The following is an 18,394-nucleotide window of genomic DNA, read 5'->3' on the forward strand; positions in this document are numbered from 1 at the left end:
CCTGCTGCCTTGGCTGGCAAGCCCGTCGCCGGTCTTGACTCGGCCTGTTCGATGAACTGCGCATTGCGCAGTTCATCGACCCCGGGTCCAGCGCTTGCGCTGGTCCGGGTCCAGGGGTGGACAACCCCTGGTCGGGGTCCGGGGTGAAACCCCGGCGCTACGCTACGCTACGCTGCGCGCGAGAGGCGCTCTGGCGGCGCGAAATGTGCTGGGGCGCCACCGAGTCCTTCCTGCACCACCATGTCCCAGTAACGCGCGCCTGAGCTGATGGCCTTGCGATGGGCTGCCAGCGAGCGCTTGCGTGCTTGCTCGGCTACCCGCGTCACTGCGCGGAGGGCGTGGAATGCTGCGACGAACGGCGTGCGCTCGATTCCGAGCTCGTCGGCGAGATCGTCGCCGAGCAGCCCCCGCGAAAAACCCATGCCGATGTTCCGCCGGAAGGCGCCGAGCCGCTTCTCCTCGGGCGTCCTTGCTTGCTGGATTGGCGATTCGAAGAGGGCGTGCGTCAGTGCTCGTGAGTCGTCGTCGGGCCGGCCCTCTGTCGCGCGGATGAGGTTTCCGAGGTTCCACGCGTCGAACTCGCTCGTTGGCAACAGCTCGGGATCCACGCCGATGAGGTGCCCCGAGTAACGCCAGAGGTGCATGAAGCACTCGGCCTCGTCGCGATCGACCTCGAGCCCGAATGCGCGGATTCCTTCGAGGAACACGAGCGAGAACAGGAGCGACGTGCCCGCCATGTCGTGCTGGTTCACGGGCAGGCCCCACGCTGCTGTGTCCCATTTGGGCGAACGCGACAGCATCTGCCGCACCTTCGCGTGCATGAGCCGCACCTTCAGGGTGATTGCGAATCCCTCGCCCGTGCGAAGAAGCCCGCCGGGTTGCGCTGTCGCTTGCACGAAGCGCGAGGTTTCGCCGAGCCGGCGCGGCGCGCGCTCCACGAGCTGACCCGAGAAGACGAGCGGCTTGTTCCCCCCGGGCGACGTGTACCCGAGCACGAGCGAGTAGGTGCCCAGCACTGCGCCCCCGAGGGCCCCTGAGCGCAAAAGCAGCTCGCCGCCGCGCTGGACGGCATCCCAATCGACCCAGGCGGGCACGTGGGAGGACCATTCGAGCAAGGCGCGCATTGCCGGGGGCAGCTCGAGGCCGCGCGTCTCGGGGGCGCGGAGGGCCTTGTCGAGGAGGGAAAACCCGCGACTGGCCGGGGCGCCTTCCATCTCCTCGATCACGGCGTCGGCCAGTGGATCGCCGCGGAGCAGGAAGGGCGCAAGACGGTCCACGCGGTCGCCGAAGCGTGCGCGGGCTTCCTCGAGGTTCTGGTAGCGCGTGGGGATCATCGGGACCTGGAGACCATAGGGTCCGTCGAGCCCGCTGGCGAGCGGCCTTTGGCGGTTCGTCCAGACTCTCTTCGGCCTCCCCGGTCGGCCCGTCTTCCCGGACATACTTTGCCTGCGATCCAGCGCTAGGCGCGCCCGTCCGTGCTGCTAGCATCCCGTTCCCGATGACAACCCCTTCCTCCGCCGCCGCCGAGGAGGCGCCGCGCCCCAAGTTTGCCTTCCTCCCGAAGATCGACACGCCGGCGTACCACGCGCTCCTCTCGGCTGTGGCGATCTTGGTCCTCGGCCCGCTCGGCGGCATCGCTGCTGCGTACATGAACTTCAGCCTTGGGTTCTTCGTTGGCGGGCAGGTGCTCGCGGGGATCCTCGGGAGCGCGGTCACGTATGGCTACGGCCCCGAGGGCAAACACGGCGCGAACTACATGCAGACGATGGCCGCGAGCGTCGCGGGCATGGCGGGCATGGGCGTGCTCATCCAGGCGATGACGTGGCTCGGGATCCCGATGCCGCCGTGGCATCACCTTGCGCTCTTCTTCGCGTGCATCGGCATGTTCGGCGTCGGCCTCGGCATGGTGTACACGCCGATCCTCGTCGATCGTTTGAAGCTCGATTACCCGAGCGGCTACGCGGTCGCGAACATCCTTCGCGCGCTCACGGACAAACGCTTGCTCAAGCGCTCGATCGGGCAGCTTGGCGGCGGCACGGGCGCGGGCGTGGTGTTCGCGGCGCTCGTGGAGAGGCTGCCGGCCGTCGGCGCCACGCAGCTCTCGGCGTCGACGATCGGCGCGGGCATGGTCGTCGGCGCGCGCATCGCGATCCCTGCGCTCTTGATGGGGCTCATCGGCAAGTGGATCACGCCCTACCTCGTCTCGATCGGCTGGCTCAAGGAGGGCGAGAGCTTCCGCAAGATCGGCTTCTTGATCGCGCTCGCGATGATCCTTGGCGCGGCGGTGGTCGACATGTCGCTCATCGCTGTCGAGGCTGTCCGGCGCGTGCGCGCGCAGGCGGGCAAGCCCCTCGAGGCGGATGCGAAGGACGCGTGGAAGCAGGTCAACCCGAAGCGGCTCGTCGCGTGGATCGTCTTCTGGGCGGCGGCGCTCGTGGCTGTGGCGACGCTCGTCATGGGACAGCCGCTCGGCTTCACGATCTTCGCCATCCTGCTGACGAGCGTGTTCGTGTTGATCAACGGCATCTCGCTTGGCATCAGCGACTCGAACCCGATCTCGAGCGCGTTCGTCATCGCGGTCCTGCTCATGAGCGGCCTCGGACTGAAGGATCCGCGCGTCGGGCTCATGAGCGCGAGCATCCTTCTCGTCGCGTGCTCGGTTGGCGGCGACATGCAGCAGGATCGCTCGACGGGGTATCGCCTCGGCACGAACCGCACGGTGCAGTTCCGCTACCAGAGCATCGGCATCCTGATGGGCGCGGTGCTCTGCGTCGTGCTCGCGCAGACGTTCATGAAGGCCTACCCGGTGCTGACGATCAACTCGTTCGCGAACCCCAAGGCCGACGTCGGGCAGTGGCAGAGCGCGATGACGTTCAAGTTCGTCGGCGCGCTGCAGGACATCGGCTACCTGCCGACCTACAAGGTGAAGGCGCTCGCGATCGGCCTCGCGATCGGCATCGCCACCGAGGTCCTCCGCAAGGTCCTCCACGCGAGCGAGCGCTACAAGAACTTCGTGAAGGGCTCGAAGGAAGGGTTTGCCACGGGCTTCGTGGTGGACGCGTTCCTCTTGCCGAGCCCGTATGCGTCGTCGTTCGGCGGCTTCGTCGAGCTCATGGTCTGCGTTTGGTTCGCCGTCGGCGGTGTGGGTTCGTCCGCGTACAACACCTGGCAGAAGAGCGTGGCCGCGAAGCAAAAGAAGGAGGGCGAGGATCTGCCCGAGGACATGAGCACGACGTCGCTCGTCGGCGGCGGCCTCATCGCGGGCGAGGCGCTCTACGCGCTTGCCGTGGGCCTGCACGGGCTCTTCTCGAACGTCCTGCTCAAGCCCGCCGCGGCCACGCCCCCGCCGCCCGCCGCGCCTCCGACGTCGCAATCCTGACGACGCCGCGCGCGTGTGATCAGGATCGCGAGGGTTCGTCCTTCGGACCTCCCGCGTCCGCCGAAAGAAAAAATCGCGACGTCTTGAAATAACGGCACCCCGTCGCTCGATTAGGGGTGCCATGAAGACGCAACACATCTCCGCTCTGGTTCTCTCGGCGCTCGTGGCTTCGCTTTCGGCGGGCTGCGGGAACGCCGCCTCCTCGCGTGAGGCGTGCGTGGAGGCGCCCGCCCTGGCAGGAGACCATGTCTACGTGTTCTCCCAGGGCTCGGTGCCTCATGCACGTGTCGAGCGCACGGTCCGCAGCGATGGCTCGGAGACGCTTTCGGGCGTCTCGCAGGTCGCTGCGATGAAGGTGATGGAGTACGCCGAGCTCGGCCCGGATGGCCGCCTCGTGTATGCCGACGTGATCGCGACGGGCGCGAATGGCGAGACGCGACGGCTCATCGCGGACGCGGCGCACGGCGCGTTTTACGTGCAAGACGAGCAAGGCGCCGGCTGGAAGCGAATGGCCAAGGACACCCCCTGGGTGTACGCGGGTTTCGCGGGGAACACGTCCTTCGCGACCCTGCCGACGCCCGTGAGCGCGTGGGTCACGCTGCGCGCGACGAGCACCTCGTCCGACGTGCGTGTCCTCGACGCGACCCTGCGCGAAGGCCAGATCGTGCCGCAGGATCAGCTCGTCGCGGAAGGCGAGGGCGGCGAGCGTTTCGTGATCGCGGGTGATTCCGTGCTCACGGCGAACGACGACTTCGTCATGGCGCTCGGCGAGGACACCGTCGAGCCGCTCCGCATCGCGTCGGTCTCGCTCCGCCCGCGTCGCGTCGCGCAGCGCTGATCCCAGTGCTCGAACGCACCCCTTAAACGAGGGGCCGGGTCCCTCCCCCGGCTCCTCGTTCCTTTTTCAGGGCCCGATGTGCTCCATCGGCCCGTCGTTCACGACGTCGCCGACCCAGTCCGAGAGCTTCTTCCCGTTCACGCTCGTCGAGTAGAGCCCGGTGAGCAGGTACGTGTGCATCGTGCTGTCGACGTAGTACGTCGCCCAGTTGCCGGGGCCATTCATGTGCGTCTTGCGCAGCTCGTCGAGCCCTTGCGCGTACACCTCGCCCGAGACGGCGGTGGTGATGCCGTCGATGTTCTGGCAGTCGTTCTTGCCGTACCCGAAGAAGAGCGTGATCACGCTGTCGCGTGTCGACGAGATGAGCCCGAGCCGGCTCGTCGGGTACTTCTTGCCGATGTAGTCCACGTAATGGACGATCCCGCCGCCGTCCGCGCCGGTGCAGTCGGCGCAATCGGCCGGCAGCGTTTCTTTCAGGTTCCAGAGCGTGCGCCAGCGATCCTGCAAGCAGGGGGCGATGTACGAATCCGACATCGGCGGGCCGGAGTCGTCGATCAGGACCACGGGCATCGGGCAAAATGCCTGCGCCACGCGATCGTAGTTGTACGCCGCGCCGAACCCGCCCGCGCTGATGCCCGTGAGCAGGACCTTCGACAAACCGGGGAACGTGGGGAGGATGCGCTTCAGGTAGAGATAAAGGTTCGTGTACCCGACGAACGCTTGATCCTTCGGCGTGAGCGCGCCGGGGATGTCGACGTTGCTCGCGTTTCCCGCGTGGATGTCGCCCGAGCAATACGGGACGTAGACCATGTTCCAGTCCTTGACCGGATTCTCGTCATTGCCCGTGTCGAAGATGCCGCCATTGCCGACCGTCCCTTTCCAGCCGGCGAACGTGATGGAGCCGAAGCTGCCCGGGTTGATGCCGCAGGTCGTGCCATTGAAACAGGCGCCGCCGCCTTCGAGGTAGAGGACGAGTTTGTCCGAGCCCGTCTGCGGGCGAATGCCGAACCCCGTGGGCGAGCCGTCGCGACACTTCGCGCCGTCGACCGGAATCCAGGTCCATTCGCCGGGCGGCGCGTCGATCGGTTTGATGGCGGGGCCGTCGAAAGGGCCCTCGGGTGAACACGTCGGCCCGGCGCCGCCGCTGCCGCCTCCGCCACCCGCACCCCCGGCTCCTCCCGCGCCGCTCGATGCGCTGCCGCCGGTCAGGAGGCCCGACGTCGTGAGAGGTTCCGAATCACCGCCGCAGCCCGCGCAAAGAGCGGTCACGAGCGCGGCGAAACCAAGCCACGGGATCGAGTGCGTGCGCATGGATCGACGCTAAGGTGTCCCGGAAGGGAACTCAATTCCAGTCGATCCCGAAGACGCCGCCGTCGATCGCCACGCGCCGGTCGAGCAAGTGACCACCACGCTGGACCGTCATGCGTCCGTCATAGACGACGAAATCGGGGGCGAAGCGCGGGAGGTGGCGGCTCGCGAGGGTGCCGGCGGAGCCCACGCCGGCGTGTACGACGACGTATTCGTCCGGGTTGCGCGGGTGGGGATAAATGAAGGAGAGCCCGACGTCCTCGCCCTCGTGCCGCTTGCCGCGGAACGTGACGGCGGAGGGCTCGAAGCGCATGGGGAGCGCGCTTTCGAGGAGCGCGGTGACCCGGTTCGAGCGGGGGTTTCCGATGAGGACGAGGCTGCGGGAATCGATCTCGGCGTCGGTGATCTCGACGTCCGATTTCACCGGGAAACGGGCCGCGAAGGTGTCGAAGGAGGCGAAATGCTCGGCGACGAGGCGGTTCGTCTCGATCTGCGTCGGATCCTGGGTGCCGTAAACGACGAGGCGGCCGTGGCGATCGATGTCGTCGAGCGGGCCCGAGATGCCTGCCCGCTTGCGCCCTTTGCGCGAGGGTTCTTCGGGCACGCGGACGAACGCGCCGCCCTTCTTGACGAGCCAGAGCATCCCCGCCGCGAAAGGCCCTTCGATCGCCGCGCCGTCCACGGTGACGCCCGCGCCTTCGCGCAGCGAGAGTTGCGCTAGATCGAGGGCGAACGACTCCACGTTGCGGGTCTTCACCGTGATGCCGTCCGCCTTCGAATGGCGCGCGTCGATCTCGGCGAATTTGTCCTCGACCTCCATGCCGAGCAGGCGCACCCAGTGCGCCCGGTCGTACCGCCATTCGCCCGTGACGAACCGGACGCGCTCCGGAGCTTTCGGCCGGCGATGCGATTTCAGCCATCCGATCATGTCGCCGTCCTCGTAGCCATAATCCCAGACGTTGTGGTCGAGATCCTCCTGGACGTCGAACTTGTAGGGATAGCCGAGGGAGCGATAACGATCGGCGACGAGCTGCGAGCGGGTGGGATCGTCCTTTCCGCCGTGGACGATGAAGAGCGGCACGTGCTGGCCATTTTCGGCCCAGTTCACGATGTAGCGTTTGGCGAGAAGAACGTCTTCCCAGGGTGTGTGCGGGGCTTTGCGGATGCTCTCCCAGCCGAGCAGGTTCGGATAGCCGCAGAGCGGGGCCGAGGCGGAGAAGAGGTCCGGGTAATGGAAGGGGAGGTAAAACGCGACCGTGCCGCCGAGCGAGTAGCCCGTGATGGAGATGCGGCGCTCGTCGATGGGGAAATGCGCGCGGACCTCGGCGATGACCCGGAGGACGTCGTCCTCGCCGAGGTGGCGCTGGCCCGCATTGCCGAAGTGCCACGGCGCGACGATGAACGCGCCGAGGTCGGGCAAACCCGGGAAATGGCGCGCTTCGAGCAGACCGTTGAAGCCAGCCTCGGGCGCCTCGCCGACGACGACCCGCAGCGCGATCTCCGGGCGATTGCCGAGTCCATGGGAGGCGACGACGAGCGGGAGCGGTTTGCCCCCGGGGCGATAGGCCCGCGGGACGTGAAGGACGTACGGCTGGAGGCGGCCGTCGAGCGGGCTGCGATAGGCGCGGCGCTGGATGCCGAACCGGCCGGCGTAGGGGTTTTCCCCCTTTTCGAGCGAGGCGAGGAGGGCCTCGGCTTCGTCGGTCTGACGCTTGATCCAGGAGATGTCGGGATCGTTTTGCGCGAGGTTCTCGACGAGGCCGTCGATATGGGCGAGGAGGCTGTCTTTTTCGCCGCGGGTGGCCGAAGAGCTCTCGATGGTTTCGCGTTTGCCCGCGAGTGCGATGACGCGTTTTTGTAAGGACCCGCGGTAGACGAGCGGGATCTTCTGCTCGGTCCCGGGCGCTGCGCCGAGGCGGAGACGGAGGTCGGTCGTCCCGGTTTTTTCGAAGGGAATGGGGAGGGAAAACGCGCCCTCGGGGGTGCCGAGCGAGGCGGCGGGGACGAGGCCCTCGCCGAGCAGGCGGGCCTCGGCTTTTTCGGAGGCGAGCTCGGCGCGGTAGGGAAGATCCTGCGGTTTCCGAGGGCCGAGGCCGACCCACGCGGGCCGCACGGAGACCTCGAATCCCGTGGCCGTGGGTTTTTTCTGGATCTCGGCCCGCAGGAGCTCGGCCGGCGTGCACGTGGCCTCGGGGGCCGTGGCGAAGAGCAGGTCCGGCGCGGGTCCGCCGGAAGGGGAGCGGGCGCGGAGCCAGAAGCCCGTGGGCGCAGGGGTCGGTTGCTCGACCTCGACGACGATTCGATGGACGCCCCGATCGAGGTCGAGCGGGATCCGCGTCTCGTCGCGGAAGGGCGGGGGATCGGCCTCGCGCGTGGTGTCGAGGATGCGCTTTCCGCCCAAGGAAATCCGCACGTGGCCGGAGACACCCGCGGCGAGCAGGATGCGCTGCGCGCGGCCGGAGACGAGGTGGCCCGACAGGACGAAATGGGTCGGCGGCTTCGGGCCTTTTTTCGAATCGGCCTTCTCGTGGACGTCGACGTAACCGTCCTTCGCGCAGATCGGGCGCGGCGAGGGCGGGGCGCCGGCGTCGGGGGACATCGTCGCTTCGCCTTCGGGTAAGGGGCCCGGGAGCGGACCCACGGCGGTCCACGCGTCGAACCAGCCTTCGCCCTGCGGCGCGAGGAGCGCCTCCCGAGCGAGCGCGACCGGCGGATTTCCTTCGGCGCGGAGGGAGACGCAGCCTGCGCCGAGGCAGGTCGATCCCTCGCCGCAGCGCTCTTCCACCCAGCGTTCACCGCCCTGGCAAACGAGCGCGACGTCCTCGGAGGTGCAACGGCCCTCACCGGGCGTGCAGACGGCTCCGGGCGCGGCATCCGGCGCCGCGGGAGCCAGCACCGACGCCTCGGCGCGCGGAGGCGGGCGCTGCTCGACGCCATGCTCGGCCGGCGGGCGGCAAGCCGGGGGGCCGGCGAGGGCGGCGAGCACGAGCGGGAGGAGGAACCGAGGGCGCATCGAAGGGGGAAATGGCCGCGTTCGACCGGAAAAGTCGGCCGTCCACGCGAGCCGGCAGAGCTACCACGAGCCCCGCCCCGGACCAAGCCGGGCGCTCGCGCCCCGTCCCCTACGGAGTGATTTCAGCCTTCGTGCACTTTTGCCTGGTCACCAAAACTTCCATCGCAGTCGTGCGTCGAATGCAGTGACCGTCGCCATTCGGGCCGGGGGCAGCGCCTCCGAACCCGTGAACGTGGAGAAAGCGAGAAACGAGCCATGAAGAGCATTCCTCGATCCAATCCAACGATGTCCTCGAGGGGGGCCCCGGGAACGCGTGAGGACGGCTCGGTGATGTTTTCGCTGAGCTCACTCGTGGCCCAGGCCTCGAACGACGCACCCACGACGAATCAAACGAGCGCGCGCTCCGATGACTCCGGCATCATCGATCTGAAAGCCCTGGCAGCCACGGCCGAGGCGCCAAAGCCGGCCACGCCCGTCCTGCCGCACGCGCCGATCTTCCCATTCGGCGCGCCCGAGCCCGCCCCGCTCCCGGCCCCCGAGCCGCGCGCCGAGGTGGTCGAGACGCAAAGCCGCAAGGGGCGGTGGGCCGTCGCCGCCGTGGGCGCCATCCTGGTCTCGGCGATGGCAATCGGCGCCGCGAGCGCGCGCCCGAAGGCCGAGCCGATGACCCTGGGCGGTCGCGTCTCGCCCCATTTCGAGGTGGCCCTCAAGCGCGCCGCGACGCCGCCGGCCCCGCCTGCCGAGGTGAAGGCGACGACGCCGTCCACGAAGGAGGCGACCGCGTCCGAGAAGACGAAGGTCACGCAGCGGACGGGTCCGAACACGAACGTGAAATCGACCGAGCCCAAGAAGACGGATCCGGTCGTGAAGGAGAAGACGAAGCGCGAGACCTTGCCGCTCGAGGTCTGTGACCTGATGTGCCAGATGCGGAAGGCGACGCAGAAGTAACGAAGCGCGCGAGAAGGCATTGCGGCGGGAATGAGGCCACTCGTTCCCGCCGCGTGCTTTTTCGTGCCGCACACTGCCCGCGCCGGCAGCGCTTTACGATCGCGACTCGCCTCCCCAGCCTTTCACCCATGAACATTCCTCGCAGGTGGCAACGCCGCGTCCGGGGAGCCTGGCGCGGCATCCAGCGCGCGGCCGGGCTCATTTCGGCCGTGGCCGCGGCGGTCTGGTTCGTTCAAAGGGGACGTCTCGGGGCCGGAAGGCGCGTGGTCCGCACGAGGCCGAAGCAAGCCGACGAGCGCACGATCCGGCGCATCGCCGAAGCTCAGGCGGGCGGCATCAGCAGCCAGGAGAGCGACGCCCGCTACGAGAGCGGCGAGCATCCCGGAGGATTGCACGGCAAGGCCGTCCGCCCGCCGCCGGACGCCGAGATCTACGAGATCGACGAGCCCGACGACCGCACGCTCTCGCACCGCGGCTCGCGCCGGACGATGTCGTCGATGCGGCGTTGACGCGATTTCGAGCCGGGGAGGGGAGCGCGGGCAGGTACGATGCAGGCGGAGGTCCTGCCTTGCCCGATCCCGCGCCCCCCGCCGAATCGCCGGTGTCGCCGCCGACCCTGCGGCACGTGCCCGGCAAGAGCGCCGAGGCGGCCCGCACCGCCGCCACGCCGCCGCCCCGGATCGTCGAGGGCTCACCTTTGGTCCGCCCGGCCGAACCCCGATCGGCGGTTCGCGGCGCGCTCGTGGTCGCGCTCCTCGTGATCGCGGCCTACGCCGGCGCTGTGCTGTTCTTCCGGTACGTCGCGCCGAACCGCCCGCAGTACGTCGCGGAGATCGGATCGGGGCTCGCGATCGGGGTCGTGGTGTTCTTCCTGCACACGCTCATCGGCGCATCCTTCGCCGAGTCGATGCAGGCGGGCGAGGACCGCTTCCGCGCGCTGCTCGGGTTCCTCGCGCTCATCGCGCCGTCGTTCGTGCGGTGGATCATCTTCGCTTGCCTCGGCGGGATCCTCGCCGTCGCCTACCAGGATCTCGCGGAGTGGAGCACGTCGCCGATCGTGCGGCTGCGCGTGCTCGGGGCCTGCGCGATGCCGATGATCCTCGCGGTGTGCTCGGCGATGCTGGTCGAGCGTCGCTTCGCGCGCGGCGATTTCCGGCTGAAGGTGGGCTACGCGCCGGGCACGGCGATACGGGATCGGCTCGAGCTCCGCGAGAAGGTCGAGCGCATGTGGGCCTACGAGAACGAGCTCATGCGCGAGTCGGTGCAGCGCATGGCGCGGCACGCGACGATCTTCGGGTTCATCGCGTCGGCGATCCTCACCGCCTGCGCGGTGATCCTGGTCCGGTACGCGCGGAGCGAGAACGAGCTCCGGCATCTCATCGCGCTCTCCGTGGGCGCGGCTTGCACGGTGTCGTTCACGCTGAACCTCGGGCAGATCCTGTTTCGTTCGGCCAGCAACGATTCGACCGCGCGCATGATGGCGTTCGCGGCGCGGACACTGCTGATCGTGAGTGTGGCGACGCTCTTCCTCGGCGTGGCGCTGCTCGACGGCCCGGAGGCGGCGAGCACCGCGGAGAAGGGCTACCTGTTCCAGGGCTACAAGGGCGCGCTGATCGTGGGCGTGGCCGTGGCGCTGCTCGGCGAGCGCGTGCTACGCGCGGTGACGGATCGGGCGGCGACGATGCTCGGCGTGGGGAACACGGCGCCGATCCGGGGCAGCGATCTCGGCCTCATCGATGGGCTCAACGACGAGGACGTGGCGCGCCTCGCGGAGGAGCGGATCGACTCGGCGCATGCGCTCGCGTTCATGCCGACGCCGCGCATCTTCTTCAACACGACCTACAGCCTGCAGCGGATCTGCGACTGGCAAGATCAAGCGCTGCTCATCGCGCGGGTTGGTCGGACAAACGCGCAGCTCTTGCGCGAGCAGTACCTCGTGCGGGGCGGGATCGCGGCGCGGCAGCTCGCGCGCGAGATCGTGGGCCCGTCGCGGAGCGCGCTCTCGGCGTTGCGAGGGCACCTGGAAACGCCGTCGGGCGAGGCGATCTCGATCCCCTCGGAGCCGCAGGAAGACGAGCAGGACCGGCTGCGCGCGCTGGCGAAGGCGCTCGGCTTCACGGGGATCAACCAGGCGGTGCTCGGCTTGCGGTGCCTCGTCGACGACGAGGAGATCGAGCGGCTGGAGGTGTTCAGCCGCTCGGTGCCGGTGTGGAAAGATGCGGGGACCGAGCACGTGCGCGACGAGGTGCCGCGCGTCGAGATCCCGGTGAACGAGAGCCGCCCCTCGTCGGGGCGACACTCGCACCGTGGAGATTGATGGGCGTCACTCGCCGCGGCGGCGCCTCGCCTTGTACTTCACGCGGACCGGCACGCCCTCGAAGCCGAAGTTCTTGCGGAGCTGGTTCTGGACGTAGCGCTGGTAGCTGAAGTGGATCTTCTCGGGATCACTCGCCATGACCACGAAGAGCGGCGGTGACGTCTCGGCCTGCGTGACGTAGTAGAGCCGCGGCGCGCGTCCGCCGGACGTGGGCGGCGGGCGGTTCGCGAGGACCTGCTCGAAGAAGCGGTTGAGCTCGCCGGTGCCCACGCGCGTGCGGAAGGCCTCTGCGACGCGCGTGATCGTGGAGAGCAGGTTGCCCACGCCGCGGCCCGTCTTCGCGCTGATGGGCACGATGGGCGCCCACGGCACGAACGAGAGCTTGTCCCGCGCGTTCTCCTCGGCCTTCGCGAACGACTTCTTGTCGAGCAGATCGGCCTTGTTGAGGCCGACGACGACGGCGCGGGCGCGATCGACGGCGAGGCCCAGGATCTTCGCGTCCTGCTCGGCCACGCCTTCGAACGCGTCGCTCAAGAGGACCACGACCTCGGCGCGCTCCATCGCGCGGATCGCGTGGAGCACGCTCACCGCCTCGACGACGCTGTCCTCCTTCGTGACCTTCGCCTTGCGACGGATGCCGGCCGTGTCGATGAAGAGGAACGAGTGTTTGCCCTTCGTGATGCGCGTGTCGATGGCGTCACGCGTGGTGCCCGGGCGCGAGTCCACGATGAGGCGCTCCTCGCCGAGCAGGCGGTTCACGAGCGAGGATTTGCCTGCGTTCGGTCGGCCCACGATGGCGACGCGGATGGCCTCGTCCGGCGCCGCGCCTTCTTCCGGCTCGGGCGGGGGAGGCGGGAGCGCGGCCGCGATCGCGGACTCGAGCTCGTCGATGCGCCGGCCGTGGAGCGCGGAGAAGGGGATGATGTCCTTCGCGCCGAGGCGGTAGAGATCGGAGAGCTCCATCTCGGCCCGCTGCGAATCCGCCTTGTTCGCGCTGTAGATGACCGGTTTGCCCGCGCGGCGGAGCAGGTCGAGCTCAGCGTGATCGGCCGGGGTCGGCGGCTGGCTCGCGTCGAGCACGCACACGATGACGTCGGCCTCGGAGATGGCGACGTCGATCTGGCGCTTGATCCCCTGGCGCATCGGATCGTCGCTCTCCGGATCGAAGCCGCCCGTGTCGACGAGCGTGTACCTGCGCCCGCGCGACGTGACGTCGCTGTAGTGCCGGTCGCGCGTGACACCGGGCTCGTCGTGCACGATCGCCGTCTTTTTGCCGACGAGGCGGTTGAACAGCGTGCTCTTGCCGACGTTGGGGCGGCCGACGATCGCAACGATCGGCAGCGGAGCGCTCATCATCCGCGCGGGGGCCACGCCCTCGTCCGGCTGCTCGAGTTGGTCTTCTTGCATCGTCATTCCTCCTCGTCCTCGTCGGGCGTGCCCTCGTCGTCGCCGTCGTCGTCGAGGTCCTCCTCGTCTCGGTCTTCGTCCTCTTCGCCGTCGTCGTCGAGGTCCTCGTCGCCTGCGTCCTCGTCGTCGGCCTCGTCCGCTTCGGTGTCACGCTCGGCAACGATCACGTACTCGGCCGCGTCCGCCCCGCCGGCGCGCGCCTTGCCATAACCGAGCTCCTCGAGGCGCGGCAGAGATTCGCGCCAGTCCGGCGTCACGCGCACCCAGAGGCGCAAGACCACCTTGCCGCCGACGAGCTCCTCGATGCGCTCGCGCGCGGCGATGCCGATGCGCTTCATCATCGCGCCGGCCGCGCCGATGAGGATCCGCTTCTGACCCTGACGCTCGACGTGGATCGTGGCGTCGATCTGGACCGCCTGACCCGGGGCCCGCGGCTCGGTGTAGCGATCGATCGTGACGGCCGTGGCGTGCGGCACCTCGTCCTGCGTGGCGCGGAGGATCTGCTCGCGCACGTACTCCGCCGCGAAGTACCGCGCGGGTTTGTCGGTGACGTCGTCGACGCCGTAGCGGAACGGACCCTCGGGCAAGAAGCGCGCGATCTCGTCGAGCACGAGCGTGATGCCGTCCTCGCGTTGCGCCGAGATGGGCACGATCGCGTCGAAGTTCCGCACCTTCCCGTAGGCCTCGAGCAGCGGCAAGAGGTGCCGTTTGTCCCGGAGCAGATCGACCTTGTTCACGACGAGAAGCGCGGGCCGATCCGGCGCGAGATCCGCGAGCAGGACGAGATCACCGGGGTGCGGCAGGAGCGGCCGAGGCTCGATGGGCGTGCCGTCTTCCTTGTGCTTCACGGGGCGGGGCGAGACGTCCGTCACGAAGACGACGACGTCGGCACGGCGCGCCGCGTCCCGCGCGGCCTCGTTCATCACGCGTCCGAGCTGCGTGCGCGGCCGATGCAGACCGGGCGTGTCGAGCAGCGCGAGCTCCGCGGATCCGTGGTGGACCACGCCGAGCAGCGCGTCGCGCGTGGTCTGCGGTGTCTTCGACACGATCGAGAGCGGCTGCTGAAGCGCCGCGTTGAGCAGCGTGGATTTGCCGACGTTCGGCCGGCCGATGAGCGCGACCGTACCGCTCCGCGAGGGCCCGCTCGCTTCGGGCGCCGGGCGAGGCTCGGGGCGTGGACGCGGCGCCGTCCTGTCGCGACGCCCCTCGCCCGTGCCGCCGCGCGGTCCACGTGTGAGATCGTCCGTCGTCGCAGGCCTTCCGCCGCGTCCAGGTGATCCCGGCCGCGCCCCCGCGCCACGCGCCTCCGGCCGTGCTCCCTTGCCGCCGCCGCCGCGCGCGGGAGGCGCCCCCTTTTTCGCGGGTCCTTTTCCACGCGCCGCGCCGGGCCCTTGCCCTCGCGCTTCGTCCGCGCGCGGTTTTCCCTTCGCGCCGCGCGTCTCTTCGCCCGGCCGACCTCCGCGCGGGCCGCGCTCGGGCCTCGGCCCGCGCGCCTCCTTTCGCGGGGACGCGCCGGCTCGTTCGTCATCGGACGGCTTTTCGCGCGCGGTTTCGGGCTTCCGGCCAGGGCGCTCGGCGCGGGGTTCGGGTCTGCGGCTCTTCACAGCGCGGCGCGATAGCAGACAGCGAGGGAGGCCTCAAACGGCTTCTGACGGATCTCCACGTTGGGATGCCCGTCCGCCGCACCCGCGCCCGCGCCGCCAAACGCCTTTGGCTACCGGCCCGAGCAGCGGTAGAAGCCCCCCATGGAAGCCGTCCCCGAGAGCGCCCAAGGCGGTACGACCCGCGACGCTCTGCCGAACCCTGCGACCGCCCGCGCGCCTTCCCTCGCCGTGTGGTCCCGTCCGTTCGCCCTCGCGGTCGCTGCCGTCGTGCTGTTTTCGACGCTCGGCAAGAGCGGGATCTGGGATCCGTACGAGCTCGACGCGGCCGATCTTTCGCGCCGCATCGCGATCCACGTCTTCCACGCGGACAAGCTCGCGCTGCCCGATGCCATCAACCAGATGCCCACGCTGAGCGATCTGCGCATGGGTGAGCTGCCGTTCACCTCGATGGCGCTCGGCTTCCGGCTCTTCGGGCTCGCGGACTGGACGGGAAGGCTGCCGCTCGCGATCTGGGCGTTCGTCGGCGTCGTCGCGCTGCACGAGCTACTCGCGCGCCTCTCGGGAAAGCGGGCCGCGCTCTACGGCGCCGTCGCGCTCGCCACGACGCCGCTCTACTTCATGCAGGCGCGCACGATGCTCGGCGACATCGTCACGATGTCCTCGCTTTCGATCGCGTTTGCAGGCCTCGTCGGCGCGCTGTTCGATCGCGCGCGAGGCACGAAGGAAGGCGCCGAGGTCGAGGTTTTGGGCACGCGCACGTGGATCGTGAAGGGCGTGTGGCTGCTCGTCGGTGCCCTCGGCCTCGCGGCTGGGTACATGTCGCGTGGGCTCTTGATCGGCGTCGCGGTGCCTGCGCTCGCCGCGGGGCTCACCTGGCTCGTGCTCGAGCTCGGAGGGTTTTCCGCAGGGCGATCCACTGTCGAGCACGCGCTCGGCGCGCTTTCGCTCATCGCCGGGCTCGTGGCCCTGGGACTCGGGATCTCGCTCCTGCTCCGCACCTCGCCCGACGCGCCGCTGCCGCGCGCGCTCGCGGTCGCCCTGACCAAGAAGTCGAGCGTGGAAGCGACGTTCGATCGGACGATCCGGCACCTCGGTCACGCGCTCTTCCCGTGGAGCGCGTTCCTGCCGTTCGCCCTCGGCAGGCTGTTCCGCGCGCCCGTGGAGCTCGACGTGCCTGCGCGCAGGCGCGAAGTGGGCCTGCGTGTCGCGCTGCTCGTCGGCGCCGCCGTCGCGTACGCCGTATACGCCGCGCTCACGCCGCACGTCGTGTTCCTCCCGTGGAGCGGCGTCGCGCTGCTCGCGGGCGTCGTGGGGCTCGCCGTGGCCGACTTCGATCGAGGCGCGCCTCCATCGCGCGCCCTCGCACTCGGCGTCGCCTTGCTCGCGTTCGTGCTCTACCGCGACATGGTGCTCGATCCCGGGCGCATGTTCAGCGTGTTCGAGGTCGACAAACCTGTGTTCCCGAAGAGCTTCGAGCACGATGCGACCACGCTGATGCGCGTCTCCGCCGCGGCGTTCGCGGCGCTCGTGGCGATCGCGTGGTTCGAAGGGCGCGCGGACAAACCCGGCACGATCGACCAGTGGGCCGCCGGCCTCGCCGACGACTACCGCAAGGTGAGCCGCGAGCTCACGACGGTCTGGAACGGCAACCTCTTCTTCGCCGCGGTCGTCGTGGAGGCCGCGCTCGTCGGCCTCGGCGCGATGCTCTTCGTCGGCACGCGGCTCGGCTGGGCGTCCGTGCAGAGGCTGCCGCGCAACTTCATCGACGCCGGCTTGAACCTCTGGTGGGCGGTGCCGCTCGTCCTCGCGATCGCCCCGATCTCGCTCGCAACCCTTCGCGACGGCTTCCGCGCCGCCCTCGGCCTCACGCGCCTTCCGCGCGGCGCCGGCGTGCTCCTCGCCGCGCTCGCGGCCGGCGCCGTGCTCTCGTTCGGCTACTACCCGGCGCTCGCCGCGCAGCTCTCGCCGAAGGAGGTCTTCGACGCATACGCGCGCCTTCAGAAGCCCGGTGAGCCGCTCGCCCTGCTCGGCGTGCGCGCCCGCTCGATCGCCTACTACCACCAGGGCGGCGAGGTCGCGCAGTTCAACGATCCCGCGGAGGCCTTCAAATGGCTCACCGAGGGCACGGATCGCCGCTGGCTCATCGTCCGCGCCGAGGAGCTCCCGCGCCTCAACTCGCTCCACCGCAAGGAGAAGAGCTCGAACCTGCCCGTGCTCGACGCGCGTTCGAGCCAGATCCTGCTCGTATCGAGTGATCTCGGGGGCCAGCGCAACGAAAACCCGCTCGGCGCGCTGGTGCTCGACGAGCCGCTCCCACCAGAGCTCCACGTCGTCGACGCCGCGTTCGAGGATCAACTCGACGTGCTCGGCTGGGAGGTCCGCGACGGCGCCGGCACGGTCGTGGACAGCGTGGTCCCGCAGCGGAAGTACCACATGCGGTTCCACTACCGGGTCGTGAAGCCCATCACCGGCAGCTGGAAGGCCTTCCTGCACATCGACGGCTTCCAGCGTCGATACAACGGCGATCACACCGCGCTCGACGGCAAATATGCGATGAACCTCTGGCAGCCGAACGACATCGTCGTGGACGATTACGTGTTCGAGCTCGAGCCGAATTTCACGCCAGGCGACTACACGGTCTATTTCGGCTTCTTCTCCGGAGACACGCGTTTCCGGGTGACGCGTGGCCCGAACCACGAGAACCGCGTCATCGGCGGAGCGCTTCGCGTGCGTTGATCGATGCGCCCTGCCGGATCCCTTGGCGCCCGTGTGGAAAGCGGCTACGCGGGTGATTCAATGGGTGAGCGTCACGGGAGCGATCCGGAGCGCGGAGCGGTCGACGAGGCCGCCACGGAGGACAAACCTCCGTCGTCAACGCGCGGAGACGAGGCGCCGAGCCCGAGCCGCCCGAGCTGGTTCGAGCGGCGTTCCTCGGAGAGATACGACGTGACATGGTCGGTGGATTGCGAGACGGAGGAGACGTTCCTCTACGCCGCGATCACGAACATCTCAGAGCTCGGGATCTTCGTGCGCACGACAGATCCCTTGCCCGTCGGCACGAGCCTCACGCTCCGGTTTGCCCCGCCGAACAGCGAGGATTCGTTCGTGCTCGAAGGAACGGTGCAGTGGATCAACGCGGTCCGCCCGCTCCACGACAACCCGAACCCCGGCATGGGCGTACGCTTCGTGCACATCACGGCCGCCGAGCGCGAGCGCCTCGTCGACACGATCCGCACGATCGCGTACCTGCGCGAGGCCGCCGGACCCACGTCGAACTGAAGGTCCGCGTCTCTCTGGGGGCGCCGCGCCGGGGCGCTGCCCCGGACCCCGCGGGGGCTGTTCGCCCCTCGACCCGAACCAGGGCAAGCCCTGGACTCGGGATGGAAGAACCGCGCGATGCGCGGTTCTTCCACCAGGCCGGCGGGATCACGTTGCCCGTCGAAAGGGCAGCGCGGCTGTCTTGATGAGCAGGGTCGCTCGTGGTCTTGACTGCGGCCTGTTCGATGAACTGCGCATCGCGCAGTTCATCGACCCCGGGTCCAGCGCTTGCGCTGGTCCGGGTCCAGGGGCGGACAGCCCC

Annotated in this window: 12 protein-coding genes; 7 read left to right on the forward strand and 5 right to left on the reverse strand. The window is 69.2% G+C overall.

Annotation, left to right across the window (positions count from 1 at the left end; translation table 11 throughout):
- Nucleotides 1–167: 167 nt before the first annotated feature.
- Complete coding sequence (locus tag KEG38_RS53260) at nt 168–1,334, reverse strand: oxygenase MpaB family protein (RefSeq protein ID WP_272428734.1); 1,167 nt, start codon at nt 1,332–1,334, stop codon at nt 168–170.
- Nucleotides 1,335–1,498: 164 nt separating this feature from the next.
- Here KEG38_RS53260 and KEG38_RS53265 point away from each other — a divergent pair, with 164 nt between their 5' ends.
- A complete protein-coding gene (locus tag KEG38_RS53265) occupies nt 1,499–3,379 on the forward strand; it encodes an OPT/YSL family transporter (protein WP_272428736.1) in 1,881 nt (626 codons plus the stop codon).
- Nucleotides 3,380–3,500: 121 nt separating this feature from the next.
- The gene (locus KEG38_RS53270; protein WP_272428738.1) at nt 3,501–4,217 is read left to right on the forward strand and encodes a hypothetical protein; all 717 of its coding nucleotides are present in this window, start codon (nt 3,501–3,503) and stop codon (nt 4,215–4,217) included.
- 66 nt (nt 4,218–4,283) lie between these two features.
- Here KEG38_RS53270 and KEG38_RS53275 read toward each other — a convergent pair whose 3' ends face one another.
- Together KEG38_RS53275 and KEG38_RS53280 are read right to left on the reverse strand one after the other, a co-directional pair.
- The gene (locus KEG38_RS53275) at nt 4,284–5,528 is read right to left on the reverse strand and encodes a pectin acetylesterase-family hydrolase (protein ID WP_272428740.1); all 1,245 of its coding nucleotides are present in this window, start codon (nt 5,526–5,528) and stop codon (nt 4,284–4,286) included.
- A gap of 31 nt (nt 5,529–5,559) precedes the next feature.
- On the reverse strand, nt 5,560–8,538 hold the full coding sequence (locus KEG38_RS53280; RefSeq protein WP_272428742.1) for a carboxylesterase family protein: 2,979 nt from the start codon (nt 8,536–8,538) through the stop codon (nt 5,560–5,562).
- Between the two features lie 327 nt (nt 8,539–8,865).
- Between KEG38_RS53280 and KEG38_RS53285 the strand changes: the two genes are divergently transcribed.
- From KEG38_RS53285 to KEG38_RS53295, 3 genes are all read left to right on the forward strand, one after another.
- Complete coding sequence (locus KEG38_RS53285) at nt 8,866–9,486, forward strand: hypothetical protein (protein ID WP_272428743.1); 621 nt, start codon at nt 8,866–8,868, stop codon at nt 9,484–9,486.
- Between the two features lie 128 nt (nt 9,487–9,614).
- Nucleotides 9,615–9,995: a hypothetical protein gene (locus tag KEG38_RS53290; RefSeq protein ID WP_272428744.1), complete on the forward strand. Its 381-nt coding sequence runs from the start codon at nt 9,615–9,617 to the stop codon at nt 9,993–9,995.
- A 59-nt stretch (nt 9,996–10,054) separates the two neighbouring features.
- Nucleotides 10,055–11,803, forward strand: a complete 1,749-nt coding sequence (locus tag KEG38_RS53295; protein ID WP_272428745.1) for a hypothetical protein — start codon at nt 10,055–10,057, stop codon at nt 11,801–11,803.
- Nucleotides 11,804–11,809: 6 nt separating this feature from the next.
- On the opposite strand, the gene der is transcribed toward KEG38_RS53295, so the two are convergent.
- Complete coding sequence (der, locus tag KEG38_RS53300) at nt 11,810–13,210, reverse strand: ribosome biogenesis GTPase Der (RefSeq protein ID WP_272428747.1); 1,401 nt, start codon at nt 13,208–13,210, stop codon at nt 11,810–11,812.
- Nucleotides 13,211–13,212: 2 nt separating this feature from the next.
- Nucleotides 13,213–14,814 (reverse strand): GTPase Era, encoded by a 1,602-nt coding sequence (era, locus tag KEG38_RS53305; protein WP_272428749.1) that lies wholly within the window; start codon nt 14,812–14,814, stop codon nt 13,213–13,215.
- Nucleotides 14,815–14,955: 141 nt separating this feature from the next.
- Between era and KEG38_RS53310 the strand changes: the two genes are divergently transcribed.
- Both KEG38_RS53310 and KEG38_RS53315 read left to right on the forward strand, forming a co-directional pair.
- Nucleotides 14,956–17,550 (forward strand): glycosyltransferase family 39 protein, encoded by a 2,595-nt coding sequence (locus KEG38_RS53310; protein WP_272428750.1) that lies wholly within the window; start codon nt 14,956–14,958, stop codon nt 17,548–17,550.
- Nucleotides 17,551–17,610: 60 nt separating this feature from the next.
- On the forward strand, nt 17,611–18,093 hold the full coding sequence (locus KEG38_RS53315; protein WP_272428751.1) for a TIGR02266 family protein: 483 nt from the start codon (nt 17,611–17,613) through the stop codon (nt 18,091–18,093).
- Nucleotides 18,094–18,394 lie beyond the last annotated feature (301 nt).

The sequence above is a fragment of the Polyangium jinanense genome (assembly GCF_028435265.1).
GTDB classification, from domain to species: Bacteria; Myxococcota_A; Polyangia; order Polyangiales; family Polyangiaceae; genus Polyangium; species Polyangium jinanense.

Coding starts and splice junctions, on each gene's coding strand:
- KEG38_RS53275 (WP_272428740.1), bottom strand. CDS start 5,528: ATGCGCACGCACTCGATCCCGTGGCTTGGTTTCGCCGCGCTCGTGACC.
- KEG38_RS53265 (WP_272428736.1), top strand. CDS start 1,499: ATGACAACCCCTTCCTCCGCCGCCGCCGAGGAGGCGCCGCGCCCCAAG.
- KEG38_RS53310 (WP_272428750.1), top strand. CDS start 14,956: ATGGAAGCCGTCCCCGAGAGCGCCCAAGGCGGTACGACCCGCGACGCT.
- der (WP_272428747.1), bottom strand. CDS start 13,210: ATGCAAGAAGACCAACTCGAGCAGCCGGACGAGGGCGTGGCCCCCGCG.
- KEG38_RS53280 (WP_272428742.1), bottom strand. CDS start 8,538: ATGCGCCCTCGGTTCCTCCTCCCGCTCGTGCTCGCCGCCCTCGCCGGC.
- KEG38_RS53260 (WP_272428734.1), bottom strand. CDS start 1,334: ATGATCCCCACGCGCTACCAGAACCTCGAGGAAGCCCGCGCACGCTTC.
- KEG38_RS53315 (WP_272428751.1), top strand. CDS start 17,611: ATGGGTGAGCGTCACGGGAGCGATCCGGAGCGCGGAGCGGTCGACGAG.
- KEG38_RS53290 (WP_272428744.1), top strand. CDS start 9,615: ATGAACATTCCTCGCAGGTGGCAACGCCGCGTCCGGGGAGCCTGGCGC.
- KEG38_RS53270 (WP_272428738.1), top strand. CDS start 3,501: ATGAAGACGCAACACATCTCCGCTCTGGTTCTCTCGGCGCTCGTGGCT.